Origin of the sequence: Flavobacterium sp. AJR, assembly GCF_002156885.1 — a bacterium.
Taxonomy (GTDB): Bacteria; Bacteroidota; Bacteroidia; order Flavobacteriales; family Flavobacteriaceae; genus Flavobacterium.
This window is the reverse complement of record NZ_NCWQ01000047.1, coordinates 36914-50466: the sequence shown is the minus strand read 5'-3', so window position 1 is coordinate 50466 and position 13553 is coordinate 36914. Positions and strand designations below refer to the sequence as shown.

The following is a 13553-nucleotide window of genomic DNA, read 5'->3' as shown; positions in this document are numbered from 1 at the left end:
AGTGGAACGGAATTCAAGTAATGATTTACATTATTTTAATTGCATCAATATTGCTTTTGAGTTACATAAAACTAAATCAATTAAAAGGATATAAAATCCCCAAAATGTCATTTTGTAATCAATTGCAAAATGACATTATTCAACAAGTAGTAATACATTGTGGTGGAGATCCTACTAAATTAGAAACATTTAATACATGAAACCAAGTTCCTTACAGCCTTGGTTTTGAACTTTGACAAAGATTACCACTCGTTTTTTATTTGTTGAGGTTTAGTGTTTTTTTACAAACTTGATATTTTTACTTGAGTATAAATAGCAATACAACATAACATAGAGTAGATACCCTCATTCTTGTCACCCTGAGCGGAGTCGAAGGGACTTAGCTTGACAATATTGCGATAATTTTGTACATAAACAAAACCTCAGTTACTTAGTATCTCAAATCCTCCCAAAACAAAAAAAGCACCAGTTATAAAACTGATGCTTTCCTATTTAAAACCTTTGAACCTTTGTTTCTCAGAATCTTAGTTCCTCAGAAAACTAATTAGACTCTTTTAAAACTTTATTCGGTTCATAACCAAATAAGTGATGTTCTTTTATAATTTCGGCAATACCTACAGGAAGCATTGGTTCCCATCCAGGTTTTCCTTGACTAATCATTTTTAATACTTCTCTCGAGAATACTTCTAATGTATGAGGATCGAAATCGGCTACATCGACAACTTTACCATTGAATTTAAAGAATTTGTACAATTCTTTCATTCTAGGATGTACTTTTAAGTTAGTCGAATTCATGATAGTACCATCTTCATCAATCATAGGATATAAGAATACTTTCATATCGCGGTAGAATAATTTTCCGAAAGCTTCAAGAATTCCTCCACTTAAATGGCGATAGTATTTCTCATCAAAGATGTCGACTAAATTGTTAACACCCATTGCTAATCCCATTCGGGCTTTAGTATAATTTGCAAAATACTCAACAACTTTATAATATTCCTGGAAGTTCGAGATCATTACAGTTTGTCCTAACGAACAAAGTAATTCGGCTCTATCCATAAAATCGCGTTCATCGATTTCTCCATCAGAACGAAGATTAGATAAAGTGATTTCAAAAATTACCAGCGTATTGTCTTTTTCGACTTTATTTTCTTCGAGAAACATTTTTAATGATTTCTCATACATATCCATATTAACCTTCGTTACAGGACGAAAACTCCCGCGTAAGGCAAGAATATTCTTTTTGTATAAAATGGCAGCAGGAAGGATATTTTTACCTTCAGGATTGAACATTACGGCATCAGTCATTCCGTTTTTTACCAATTGTAAGCTAATCAATCGATTATCTACATCGGCAAAACGTGGACCAGAAAAGTTAATAGTATCAATTTCTAGTTGATCTTTATCTAAATGATCATATAAATAACGAAGTAATCTTTTAGGATCATTGTATTTATAAAACGCTCCATAAATTAAGTTTACCCCAAGAATACCTAATGTTTCTTGTTGTAATCGAGCATCAGTTTCTTTAAAACGAATGTGAAGTATAATTTCATTATAAGCTTCATCAGGTTCAATTTGGTATCTTATTCCTACCCAACCATGACCTTTAAATTGTTTTGCAAAATCTATTGTTGCAACAGTATTAGCGTAGCTAAAGAAAAGTTTTGTAGGGTGTTTTTCTCTGCTTAAACGTTCTTCAATTATTTGCCCTTCAAGAGTTAACATTTTCTTTAATCTCTCTTCAGTTACATAGCGGCCATCACTTTCAATTCCGTAAATGGCATCACTAAAATCTTTGTCGTAAGCAGACATCGCCTTCGCAATTGTTCCAGACGAACCACCAGATCTAAAAAAATGCCTTACAGTTTCTTGCCCCGCACCAATCTCTGCAAAGGTCCCGTAAATATTTTCGTTTAGATTTATGCGTAGTGCTTTGTCTTTTATGGATGGTATCTGAGCGATGACTTTGTCACCTTTAAGTTTTATTTCTATACCCATTTTATTTTAAATATGGCTGATTTGTTACAAAGTTAGTAAATTAGGCTTCTAATGAAAGATAATTAATCCTATTTTTGTAAAAAAATAAAGTACAATTGAAGGTATATTTTTTAGGCACAGGCACATCACAAGGCATTCCGATAATAGGGGTAGATCATCCTGTATGCAAAAGTACTGACGCTAAGGATAAAAGGCTTCGAGTATCGATTTGGATTAGTTGGGATGAACATTCTTATGTTATAGATTGTGGTCCTGATTTCAGGCAACAAATGTTATCTTGTAACTGTCAGAAATTAGATGCAATTTTATTTACACATGAGCATGCAGATCACACTGCAGGTTTGGACGATATACGTCCGTACAATTTCAGACAAGGCGAAATGCCAATTTATGCACACGAGCGTGTTATTGGTAACTTAAAAAAACGTTTTGATTATGTTTTTGAAACCGTAAATAAATATCCAGGAGCACCATCAGTAAAAACAATCGAGGTCGTTAATGATAAACCATTTGCTGTGGGTGATAAAAAGGCAATTCCGGTAAATGTTATGCACGGAGATTTACAGGTTTTTGGGTATCGAATAGATGATTTTGCTTATTTAACAGATGTAAAAACTATTGAAGAAGTCGAAATCAAGAAACTAAAAAACTTAAAAGTATTAGTGATAAATGCATTACGTGTTGAGCCACACGATACACATTTTAATTTGCAGGAAGCCCTAGATTTTATAACTTTGGTTCAGCCAGAAAAGGCTTATTTAACACATATTAGTCATGTATTAGGATTTCATGAAGAGGTACAAAAAATGCTGCCTAAAAATGTTTTTCTAGCCTATGATAATTTAGAAATCACAATTTAATTACATTTAAAAATGAAAAAATCCCTATTGCTTTACCTTTTTATCATTGCGATACTTATGAATATATTTACCTATATGTTTTATAGTAAAGAAGTAAAGTTTGAACAGGAACGTTATGTTAAAACAACTAAAAAGCTTAGAGATAGCCTTAATTTAGTAGAAACTAAATTAAACGAAGCCAATTACTTTTCATTAGAAAATAATCAAAACGCCCAAAATTACTTTGATTCAGCAGATGCTTCTAAAACTATTCAGTACGAGAAACTAATTCCTATTGTTACTGAGAAATTAATGGATTTAAATGCGAATCCAAAAGGGAATCCATATACAGGACAAGACCAAATAGGCGCCAATAAATTTATCATCAATAAAGTTAAGGTTTTAAACCACCGATGGATTATTGCTGACTTTAGTGATGGAGAAATATGGGGAGAAGTCTTATTAAAATACTTTGTTAATAATGATGAAAGTATTACTTTTGAAGTAAATCAATCATTATTATACCAAAAATAGGATTCCTAACACAGTGTAATAATTGTAACAACTAATAAATAGAACATATGAAAAAAGTATTTTTATTTTCGATTATTATAGGTCTTACATTTTCTTGTGCTAAAAAAGTTTCTCAGGAAGAAACAAAACCTATTAAAGAAGAAGTTAAACCCGAGCGTATTGTAGGAGGAGATTCAGATGCACATGGATGTAAAGGATCTGCTGGTTATACTTGGTCGGTTGTTAAAAATGAATGTGTACGATTATTTGAAGTAGGTACAAAGTTAGAGCATGCCAAAGATGGTAAGACGTATTCTACAGTTGCTTATGTTATTTTTGAAAAAGACGGAAACAAAGCCGAACTTTTTCTTGATACTGAAGATGGAACAATTATTTTAGAGCGCAAATCCGAAGGTGAGCCTTGGATCAATGGAAATTATGAGTTAATACCTTGGAAAGGTTACGTACTTAAAAAAGCTGGAAAGATTATTTATACAGGAGAGTAAAGTTTGCAGTATCTAGTTGCAGTTTACAGATTATAAAAAAGACAAAATAAGAAAGGCGAGAAGTAATTCTCGCCTTTCTTATTTTTATGTAAATCTGTTGCTTTTCTGCTTCAGATAAAGATTAGAATGATTTTAAAACCTTGCGACCTTTGCGTATCCCGACGCTTCGTGATTGCGCGCTTTGCGGTTAAATTTTCACAGTCTAAATATTCTGCTTTATAAAATCGGTTGTTACTACTTGAGCAAATTCTTCGTTTAAACTGGCAAGAGCAGTTTCGTGAATTGTCTCGGCACTAAATTCCTGTCCATTCAATCCCTTCTTATTAAAAGTGGCAGTTGCATCAGAAATTAGAAAGGTATTATAACCAAAATTCCCAGCCATTCTTGTAGTTGTCGAAACACAATGATCGGTTGTTAAACCTACAATAACAAGCGTATCGATTTTATCATCATCAAGTTGTTCTTTTAAATTGGTACCAATAAAAGCACTATTTACATTCTTCTGAATTACGGTTTCTCCTAAATAAGGTTTTACAATATCTTTAAATGCATTTCCAGGATTGGTTTCATGGAGCAATGAATTGGGATTAGAAGAACAATGCTGAATATGGAAAATAGGTAATTTATTAGCTCGCCAAATTTCGAGAAGCTCACTTGCATTTTTTTCGGCATTTGGATTATTGCGTTCTCCGCCCCAATATTCTATATTATCAAAACCTTTCTGGATATCAATTAGAATTAATGCGGGATTGTCAAGTTTAGATATTTTCATTTTTATAGTTTAGTTGATGTTGTAAAAAAGTAAAAAGTGAAAAGAGAGATGAAAATCAAATTTTCACACAATAAAGCCAACACTGTTTTTATAATTTTTTTAGTTTAAAAGGAGACTGTTATGCGTTATTTTCCTTTTTGAAGTTCTTCCAGTTTTTGTTTCGTTTCGGCACTTTCCTTGTTGATGGATAACGCTTTTTTGTAATTGCTTATTGCATTAGTTTTATCATTCACTTGTTTATAATAATCTCCTAGAGAATCATATACGTTAGCGCTTTCTGGATAGTTTTTTACATTTAGTTTGAAAAAATACTCGGCTTGAGCTAAGTTCTTTCTGCCTAGTGCCATATATCCACATTGATTAATAGGAGCTTCGGGAGGTGGTATTTTATACCCCATTTTTTCGGAAACATTTAGATAATGTTTTTCAATTTTTGTAGGTAATGCCATCCCTGTTTCCATTAAATCAGTAATAGTCAAGTTCAGATTATAGAAATCAAAAATGAATCTAAGTGCGTCATATTCGGCAATAAACGGAACAGAACCATGACTGTCTTTATCATAATATTTGTATTCAAAGTGTAATTGGTTTTGTTTGTTCTTTTTTAAATCATTGGCTAAATCTAATATTGAACGAATGTGTCTTGTAACTTGAGTAGTATCTTTCTTTACTCTAAGAGTGTCCATTCCGGCTTCCATCGTGTTTGCAATACCTAAAAATAAACTAGTGTTTTTGAATTTTTTCTCAGCAAATGTTTTTTTGCTTTGCTCTAAAAATTTCTGTTTGTCCCACCACATACTTGGGTCGATAGCAATATAAGAATTAAATAAATTAGTATGATTTGCAAGTGTATTTATAACTGTTAAACCGCCAAAAGAATGACCAATTAGCATTTTGTATGGAGCAGTAGGATAGTTGGTTTCAACGTATGGTATTAATTCTTTTTCAATAAATGCAATAAAATTTTCATTCCCGCCACTAGTTTTACTCGCTTCACTAGTCATCATTGGTAAATCAGATTCGATATGAGTAGGAGTTAAATCACGGGCTCTGTCAGTATTGAGTATTCCGACTACAATCATTTTTGGACAAATTGTGTTACCGTTCATGGTACTTAATTGCTCCGTCATACCAACAATAGAAGTGAAATGTACGTTTCCATCTAATAAATAAAGAACGGGATAATTCTCAGTTTTGGGTGCGCCTTTGGTATAACCATCTGGGACATATATCCAAACTTTTCGATCTTCATTAAGTATTTTAGAATGAATGGTTTCAATCGTACCAATAGTAATTTTGTTATCCGATTGTGCTTTTGCGAAAAAAGAAATGCCAATAAAAAGCAGTGAAAATAATAGTTGTTTCATGGTTAGTTAAATCAGGTTTATCGAGTTAGTCTTATACTTTGTTATTTGTTACAAAGTATAATAGTTTAAAGATAAGATGATTTATTATTATATGTAAAAAGTGAGAAGTAAAATGTAAAAAAAAGCAAGAAGGTGAAATGTGTGTTGTAAAAAGGAAATGTAAAAAGTGAGTTTAAATTCCTATTCTTGAATTGCCTCCTGCTTTAGTTCGATGTCATTAAGTTAAGCTTTTTTGAACTGATCATGGTTAATTATTTTCTCGCAAAGTCGCAAAAGTGCAAAGATTTTAGGATTAAACTTGGCGGCTTTGCGAGAGATTTATTCAGTACAGTATTAAAAGTTTTTTTCTTAACTTAATGGCATTGTGCTTTAGTTGGAGGTTTAAGAATTGTTTATAAATGTGGCTTTAGTCAAAATAACGGGGCATTTTGACTAAAGTCAATATATTATTACTCCAGCTAAGGCTGGAGACAATTCAAAATATCAAAACTGATATTAAAGAAAAAATAGAAGATATAACTTCATTAATAAATTTAGAATCCCTAAAATGAATAATATCTTCCAATATTTTTTAGAAGTTTGGAAGTTCGGATTTTTAGTGTTTTTTATAAAAAGACCACTGGCAATTAATACTATTGGTAAAATAAAACCAATTAAACTTTCTATTCCCATAATTGTGTTTTGTTGTTACTATTTTTAAACTGAATTCAGTGAACTATTGAGCTAACCAATTCTTAAAATCAAAGAAATTTTGGGGAGCAACTCCATGTCCAACTGGATATTCTTTATAAGAAACAGGAATATTTAGATTTTCTAGAATTGCAGGTGTTTTTCTAGCCCAATCAATAGGGATTACCTGATCTACAGTTCCGTGAGAAGCAAATATTTTTAAGTTTTTGAAGTCGTTTTTCTCGTAACCATCTTTAATGATTTCATCATTAAAATAACCACTCATTGCAACTACTCTCTGGATTTTTTCAGGATAAGAAAGTGCTGTTGCATAACTTAAAATTGATCCTTGGCTAAAGCCAATTAAAGTTATATTGTTTGAGTCGATTGGATAATTTGCAGTTAACTCATCAATGAAATTTGCAATTAAATCACGAGATGTTTTAGCTTGTTCGTTATCAGAGAATTTGTTTTGATCTGCATCAAAATTAATGGCGTACCATGCATAACTGCCATATTGTAAGTCATAAGGAGCTCTGGCCGAAATAACATAATAATTATCAGGAAGTTCGCTGGCAAAAGAAAATAAATCTTCTTCGTTGCTGCCATATCCGTGAAGTAATAGTAATAGTGGGTTTTTGTCTAAGATAACTTTTGGTTCTCTTATTTTATATTCTAAAGATAAATTCATTCTTTTAATGGTAAATTGTGAGTTGTAAATTGTGAAATGCAGTTGTCGGCTCTTAGTTTATATCTGAATTTAAAAATACTAACCAATGCTTTTAAACCATTTTTGAAAAAGTGCACCTACTAATGGTATTGGTTTTGTTTGCCCTTGTATAGCGCTGAAAATCCCGTATGTCCATAAAATAGAGATACAAATCCACATTGGGAAAGTAATCATAAAGCTGTCAAAGTTGCTTATGATAAGTCCGAAGGAGATAAAAGTTAATGATAACCCTAACGCCTGACGTATATGAAAAGAAGCAAAGCTATTTTTATTTTCCGAGTTCATCGACATCGCGATTAAAACACCAATAATTAATATATAACTGGTAATAGCGGGAGTTTTTCCTTCTTCGATTGAGTTGTTCATTCTTGTGTTTTATAGTTGTTTTTAACAATTTGTTTTAAACCATTAAGAGATTAAGAAAAATTAAGTTGACTTTTCTTAATTCTTTAATGATTATCTTTTTTGCATCAAATTGTTCAGATTAAAAAGGTTTTTCGACCATTGAGAAATTAGGTGTATTAATTAAACTTAATTTTTCTTAATCTCTTAATGGTGAAATTTTAATTTTTTATTATTTTTCTAATACCAACTGATTCTGATTCACGATTCCGTAAACAGAACCTTTTAATTGTGTTCCCAAAAAGGCAGAATTTTTAGATTTAGATTGTATGTTACTTTTTGCGAAAATACTTTCTCCATTAGGATTAAACAACGTGATATTTGCTTTAGAGCCTTCGGTAATTGTATCGTTCTCGATACCAAAAATAGATTTCCCTAATGTTAGTTTCTCGATTACAGTTTCTAGAGGTAATACAGTTAGTAAAGCACCAAAAGCACTTTCCAGACCAATAGTTCCGTTTTTCGCCATATCAAATTCCATTTTTTTGAATTCAATATCAATCGGATTATGATCAGATGTAATCATATCGATAGTTCCGTCTAGAACACCATTTAGCAACGCTTGTCTGTCAGTTTCAGTTCGTAATGGAGGCGTAACTTTAAAACGGGTATCAAAACCTTCTAATTTTTCATCGGTTAAAACCAAATGATGTACAGCAACACTAGTTGTTACGTTTAGTCCTTTTGCTTTAGCATCTTTAATTAATTGAACCGATTTTGCAGTCGAAATAGTTGGTATGTGAAGTTTTCCTCCTGTATATTCTAATAAAAATAAGTTGCGAACGATTTGTAATTCTTCGGCTAAATCTGGAATTCCTTTTAATCCTAATTTTGTCGAAACGATTCCTTCATTGGCAACACCATTTCCTTTTATATTTTGATCTTGCGAGTAAGCAATTACCAAACCATTAAAATCTTGTACATATTGCAAAGCAATCTTTAGTAAGTTGGCATTGTCAAGGCTTTTATTATAATCACCAAAAGCTACAGCTCCTGTTTTTTTCATGTCAAATAGTTCGGCCATATCTTTTCCTTCGCTAGCTTTGGTTAAAGCTCCTATTGGGAAAAGTTCTGTAGCAAAACCATTGGCTTTGTTTTTTACAAAATTAACTTGTGATTGGTTATCAATAATCGGGTAGGAGTTAGGTTGTAAAGCAATGGCAGTAAATCCACTTTTTGCAGCTACATTTAATCCGTTTGAGATTGTTTCGCGATCTTCATAACCTGGTTCTCCAAGTGAAACGCTACTGTCAAACCATCCTTGCGAAATATGTAAATTGTCGAGTTTTATCTCTTCGGCATTTTCAGTATTAGGAAGTGAAGTTCCTATTTTTTCGATTAAACCATCTTTAATTAAAATATCTGCAGTCTTATTATGAAACGGACTTTTAGAATCTATAATTTTTGCTTCACGGATGATTATTTTCATATGTAGATAAATTTATTTTAATTGAAACAATTAAGTTTTAAAATAGTAAAGCTTAATTTATTTGAACCATTAAGGAATTAAGTTGATAAAGGAAAAACTTAATTTTCTTAATGTCTTAGTTGTAAAAAATTACTTCACAAACCTGATAATTGCCATTTCTAATGCTAAAAATAACAGTGCAAAGATAACAAACCATTTCCAAATTTGATTGTCAGTTCGTTCAGTTTGTAAGGTGTTAAAAATTGTCGAAATCGTATCGGCAGTTTTGTAATCAGAAACTAGATTTGAATTGACTTGACTTAAATCACTTTCGCTTCGTTTGTAATTAAAACTTACGTTCTCTAATGCTTCTTTTTTATTGTAAATGGTATAATTACCAGCTTGTTCAGGATAATCGTTGAAAACGATTTTTACTTTATTATTTAAAATCTGTTGAATCGGAATAAATTGTTCGTCAGTTCCTCGTACTTCCAGAATTGCATCTTTAGATAATAAGGCTTCAACAAAATAAGGCTGATTATTACCAATTGTTATTGCTACTATTCCAGATTTCTGATTGCTTTGTGCCATTTTATAAAAAACAGGAACAATTAATGGTGATTGCTGAAAGTTAGAATTAATACTATTTATAGGTGCTGAAAAAACTGAAACTGCCGAAACTTGATTTTGTATCGAAGTTAAAAATGCAGTTTGATCTTCATAGGACAAAGCCGATGAATAAGAACTTGTAATAGGGAACGAACTCTTCGTTTTTGGATATTGAAAATTCTTGATTTTATTTTCGAAAACACCCGAGAATATAGGATGATCAAAGTTGATTTTGGTAATCAGTTTTTCTTTGTTTTCAAGTGAACCCATTTGCATTTTACCAAAATTTGATAAAAACGAATTCATATTGGCTACAGCCATTTTTTCTGATGGAATAATAATAACGTTTCCTCCTTTGGATACAAATGATTTTAAAGTGGTTTGCAATGCTTGAGGAATTTCTTCTAACTCATTCAAGACAATTGCGTCTTGTTTATCCAGACTATTGTAATCAAGCGAACGTATATCAAAATTATGATAGTTGAATTCTTCCGAAGTATAAATGCGGGATAAGAAATTACTTTTTGCAGGATCTCCAATACTAATAACATTGGTTTTTTTAGGGTCAGAAATACTAAAATACAATCTATTGTCATATTCTAAACCATTGTCTTCAATAGCTACATAGCCATGAAAAGCTTGTTTAGGAATGGTAAAATTGACTTTCTTCTTTTTGGTATCAAAGTTTACAATGGTTTTAGCTATTAGTTTGCCATTGTTGAATAAAGACATAGAAATAGGTTTGAAATCATCACCATAACCAGATAAATTAATTCCAATATCATAAAAGTTATCCAAAGTTTGATTGATAAAAACGCTATCAATCGCCACATTATTTTTTTGCTCTGCTTTTGGAATTATAAAATACGGAGCATCTTCAGTGTTTATATTTTTTAATTGTTTTTCGTCTAGTCCAACGGCATCTGTAATAATGATGATATCTTTTTTAAAGGCCGATTTGCGAGCTTTTACTTTTGCCATTATATTGTCCAGCTCAAAAGGAGTTGCGCTATAATTTAGACTTTGCAATGAGTTACGAACTGATTTTATATCGGTATTCCAATAATTATCAGTGTTAGTCAATAAAGAAAATTGAGCATTTTCGGGCGTATTCTCTAATAATTCCTGAACGGCACGTTTTAGTAGTTCGCCTTTTTTACCTTTTGCTTGCATACTAAACGAGTTATCTAGAATGATATACATTTCGTTATTGGCATTTTTACTGTCTTTGGCGGTAAAAAAAGGTTGAGCAAAGGCAAGAATAAGGCAAGTAAGCAACAATAATCGAGAAGCTAGTAATAGCCATTTCTTGATTTTAGAACTTTTTCGGGTTTGAATAGAGAGTTTTGCTAAAAGTCGAACATTGGTAAAATAGGATTTTTTAAAACGGCGTAATTGAAATAAATGAACCAAAATAGGAACAATCAATAAGAACAGAAAGTATAAAATTTCGGGATGTTTAAAATGCATTCTAAAGTTTAGTTTATTTCACTACGTTTTATTTTTCGCGAAGATGCTGGTCAAAAATACAAATTTGTTTAGAGTTAAAGGTTTTAAAGATTATTTTTTATTGAAAATAAGTATGTTGCTCAGTTTTTATCTAATCAAAAAAAGTAAAATCTCCCACATTTATATTACCTATTAGGTGGTTAGTAAATTCTTTTTTTGCAATATAAAAATATCCTTCAAGATGAGGCGTTTTATCTCCTTTTTTTATAATAGAATTATCTTTGTCAACTTCTATAACTATAGTATTACTTTCATTATTTAAAAAAGTGCAATATTTTAATAACTTATCATCATTTACCCAAGTATAAATAATTATATTTTTAGAAAATACTTTGCTTTTGGTTATAATTGGTTTGCCATAATCTGAGATTAATAAATGAATGAATTTGTTTGAATTTTCTAAGCTAATTTCATCAATTAATCCACTCACTAAGATTAGTTCATTGTCTAATGTAGTCAGTACATTTATAGCTTGAAAAGGAAATTTTTCATACACTGCTACGGTATCTATAGAAGAGTAATTCTTTTTAGTATATACAATCCATTTTGAAGTTTTGTTTTTTGTAAAATTAGAATTATCAAGCGTACCATCATCGTTAATAAATAGTGTGTCTTTCTTAATTAATTGCGTATGTAAATCAATCCCTAAATTATTATTTATAGGGATTTCATAATATTCGGGATTATTTTTCAACTTATATTTTTCAGGAAAAAAAACGGGAATGTTCAAATCAAATATTTTATTTTTAAGATTTAAAGGCTTTTCTCCAAATATTTCTGGTTGTTGAGCATTGCAACTAGAAATAATCATAAGTAATAATAAAACTGAAAGTTGTTTCATTTATAATGTTTTGATTTAAAATAAAAAAGAAGAATATTCTTAATTAAAAACAAAAGTACAATTTAATTTTTGAGATTCCATTTGTTATAAAAAAAACAATCTCTATTGATAATATTGAGTATTTTAGCATACTCAAAAAAACATTTTTATACTATGAAAAGAACATATATACTACTTTTAGTGGCTTTTGCTGTTACAAATTTAAAGGCGCAAAACAAAGTTAATTTATTAGTAGGAACGTACACTAATAGTTGTGATAGCAAAGGTATTTATGTGTATGAATTCGATACTAATTCGGGTGAATCTAAATTAAAAAACACGTCAGAAAGTACCGTAAGTCCAAGCTATTTATCGGTTTCTGCAGATAATAAATTTATTTATGCTGTTAACGAAAGTGGAGCAGAAAGTACAGTTAGTGCTTTTGGATATGTACCTGCATCAGGAAAGGTTACTTTTTTGAACAAGCAAAAAGCAATGGGGGCAGATCCATGTTACTTAATTAATGATGGAGAAAATGTAATTACAGCTAATTATTCTGGAGGAAACATCTCAGTATTTAAAAAGACTGCCGAAGGAATTTCGGAAGCAAAACAAGTGATTCAACACACAGGAAAAGGAGTTAACCCACAAAGACAAGAAGGCGCTCACGTGCATATGGTTTATTTTTCGCCAGACAAGAAATATGTTTTATCGAATGATTTAGGTCTTGATAAAGTTTTTATCTACAATTACAATCCAACTTCAAAAGATAAAGTCCTTACCTTAAAAGGAAGTGTTGATGTAAAAGCAGGAAGCGGTCCAAGACATTTAACGTTTAGCAAAGACGGGAAGTTTGTGTATTTAATTCAGGAATTAGATGCTACCTTAACTACGTTTAGTTATGATAAAAACGGAAGTTTGAAATTAATCGCTGAAACAAATATTCTTGCTAAAGATTTTAAGGGAGGAACAGGAGCAGCAGCTATCAAAATTTCGCCTGACGGTAAATTTTTATACGTATCTGATCGTGTAGATGCTAATAATATTTCAGTTTATAAAATTCTTAAAAATGGAAAAATTGAATTAGTAGAACAAGTGAGTACATTAGGAAAAGGACCAAGAGATTTTTCTATAGATCCTACAGGGAAATTCCTTTTGGTAGGACATCAATACACCAATAATATTGTAGTATTTAAAAGAGATAAAGCAACAGGAAAACTTACAGATACAGGAAAGAGAATTGAGTTGTGTGCGCCTGTATGTTTGGTGCTTAACTAGTTCTTAGTATAGTATCAGTCGCAGTTTCAGTATTCATCAAAATGATATTACTTAATACTGAAACTGCGACTGAATACTTAGATTCTAAGTAAAAAAAAGGCTTAAAGATGTAGAATTAAGTTAATAACTT

The 13553-nt window shown here is 31.0% G+C and carries 13 protein-coding genes; 5 read left to right on the top strand and 8 right to left on the bottom strand.

What is annotated here, in order from left to right; genetic code table 11:
• On the top strand, positions 1–200 hold a 200-nt coding region (locus B8T70_RS23835), incomplete at its 5' end, for a hypothetical protein (protein ID WP_207621536.1).
• A gap of 340 nt (positions 201–540) precedes the next feature.
• Here the strand turns inward: B8T70_RS23835 and B8T70_RS13620 are convergent.
• Positions 541–2001 carry a TonB-dependent receptor gene (locus tag B8T70_RS13620; protein ID WP_039112636.1) on the bottom strand — a complete coding sequence of 487 codons (1461 nt, stop codon included), beginning with the start codon at positions 1999–2001 and terminating at the stop codon, positions 541–543.
• 95 nt (positions 2002–2096) lie between these two features.
• Here B8T70_RS13620 and B8T70_RS13615 point away from each other — a divergent pair, with 95 nt between their 5' ends.
• Genes B8T70_RS13615 through B8T70_RS13605 form a run of 3 tightly spaced genes read left to right on the top strand, consistent with a single transcriptional unit; the run spans position 2097 to position 3859 of the window.
• Positions 2097–2861 (top strand): MBL fold metallo-hydrolase, encoded by a 765-nt coding sequence (locus B8T70_RS13615; RefSeq protein WP_086895197.1) that lies wholly within the window; start codon positions 2097–2099, stop codon positions 2859–2861.
• A gap of 12 nt (positions 2862–2873) precedes the next feature.
• Positions 2874–3374 carry a hypothetical protein gene (locus B8T70_RS13610; RefSeq protein WP_039117146.1) on the top strand — a complete coding sequence of 167 codons (501 nt, stop codon included), beginning with the start codon at positions 2874–2876 and terminating at the stop codon, positions 3372–3374.
• 47 nt (positions 3375–3421) lie between these two features.
• Positions 3422–3859 carry a hypothetical protein gene (locus B8T70_RS13605; RefSeq protein WP_086895196.1) on the top strand — a complete coding sequence of 146 codons (438 nt, stop codon included), beginning with the start codon at positions 3422–3424 and terminating at the stop codon, positions 3857–3859.
• Between the two features lie 202 nt (positions 3860–4061).
• Here B8T70_RS13605 and B8T70_RS13600 read toward each other — a convergent pair whose 3' ends face one another.
• From B8T70_RS13600 to B8T70_RS13570, 7 genes are all read right to left on the bottom strand, one after another.
• Positions 4062–4631 carry a cysteine hydrolase family protein gene (locus tag B8T70_RS13600; protein WP_039117148.1) on the bottom strand — a complete coding sequence of 190 codons (570 nt, stop codon included), beginning with the start codon at positions 4629–4631 and terminating at the stop codon, positions 4062–4064.
• 125 nt (positions 4632–4756) lie between these two features.
• A complete protein-coding gene (locus tag B8T70_RS13595) occupies positions 4757–5998 on the bottom strand; it encodes an alpha/beta hydrolase-fold protein (protein WP_086895195.1) in 1242 nt (413 codons plus the stop codon).
• 715 nt (positions 5999–6713) lie between these two features.
• Entirely contained in the window at positions 6714–7358 is a 645-nt protein-coding gene (locus B8T70_RS13590) for an alpha/beta hydrolase (protein WP_039112644.1), read from the bottom strand.
• Positions 7359–7436: 78 nt separating this feature from the next.
• Positions 7437–7763 (bottom strand): membrane protein, encoded by a 327-nt coding sequence (locus B8T70_RS13585; RefSeq protein WP_039112645.1) that lies wholly within the window; start codon positions 7761–7763, stop codon positions 7437–7439.
• Between the two features lie 208 nt (positions 7764–7971).
• Positions 7972–9228 (bottom strand): dihydroorotase family protein, encoded by a 1257-nt coding sequence (locus B8T70_RS13580; protein WP_086895194.1) that lies wholly within the window; start codon positions 9226–9228, stop codon positions 7972–7974.
• A 129-nt stretch (positions 9229–9357) separates the two neighbouring features.
• Complete coding sequence (locus B8T70_RS13575) at positions 9358–11286, bottom strand: BatA and WFA domain-containing protein (RefSeq protein WP_086895193.1); 1929 nt, start codon at positions 11284–11286, stop codon at positions 9358–9360.
• 130 nt (positions 11287–11416) lie between these two features.
• Positions 11417–12166 carry a hypothetical protein gene (locus B8T70_RS13570; RefSeq protein WP_086895192.1) on the bottom strand — a complete coding sequence of 250 codons (750 nt, stop codon included), beginning with the start codon at positions 12164–12166 and terminating at the stop codon, positions 11417–11419.
• 153 nt (positions 12167–12319) lie between these two features.
• Between B8T70_RS13570 and B8T70_RS13565 the strand changes: the two genes are divergently transcribed.
• Entirely contained in the window at positions 12320–13423 is a 1104-nt protein-coding gene (locus B8T70_RS13565; RefSeq protein ID WP_086895191.1) for a lactonase family protein, read from the top strand.
• Positions 13424–13553 lie beyond the last annotated feature (130 nt).

Excerpts from the sequence above, each read along its gene's own strand:
- B8T70_RS13565 (WP_086895191.1), top strand. The coding sequence starts at position 12,320 with ATGAAAAGAACATATATACTACTTTTAGTGGCTTTTGCTGTTACAAAT.
- B8T70_RS13605 (WP_086895196.1), top strand. The coding sequence starts at position 3,422 with ATGAAAAAAGTATTTTTATTTTCGATTATTATAGGTCTTACATTTTCT.
- B8T70_RS13575 (WP_086895193.1), bottom strand. The coding sequence starts at position 11,286 with ATGCATTTTAAACATCCCGAAATTTTATACTTTCTGTTCTTATTGATT.
- B8T70_RS13580 (WP_086895194.1), bottom strand. The coding sequence starts at position 9,228 with ATGAAAATAATCATCCGTGAAGCAAAAATTATAGATTCTAAAAGTCCG.
- B8T70_RS13595 (WP_086895195.1), bottom strand. The coding sequence starts at position 5,998 with ATGAAACAACTATTATTTTCACTGCTTTTTATTGGCATTTCTTTTTTC.
- B8T70_RS13585 (WP_039112645.1), bottom strand. The coding sequence starts at position 7,763 with ATGAACAACTCAATCGAAGAAGGAAAAACTCCCGCTATTACCAGTTAT.
- B8T70_RS13590 (WP_039112644.1), bottom strand. The coding sequence starts at position 7,358 with ATGAATTTATCTTTAGAATATAAAATAAGAGAACCAAAAGTTATCTTA.
- B8T70_RS13620 (WP_039112636.1), bottom strand. The coding sequence starts at position 2,001 with ATGGGTATAGAAATAAAACTTAAAGGTGACAAAGTCATCGCTCAGATA.
- B8T70_RS13570 (WP_086895192.1), bottom strand. The coding sequence starts at position 12,166 with ATGAAACAACTTTCAGTTTTATTATTACTTATGATTATTTCTAGTTGC.
- B8T70_RS13600 (WP_039117148.1), bottom strand. The coding sequence starts at position 4,631 with ATGAAAATATCTAAACTTGACAATCCCGCATTAATTCTAATTGATATC.
- B8T70_RS13610 (WP_039117146.1), top strand. The coding sequence starts at position 2,874 with ATGAAAAAATCCCTATTGCTTTACCTTTTTATCATTGCGATACTTATG.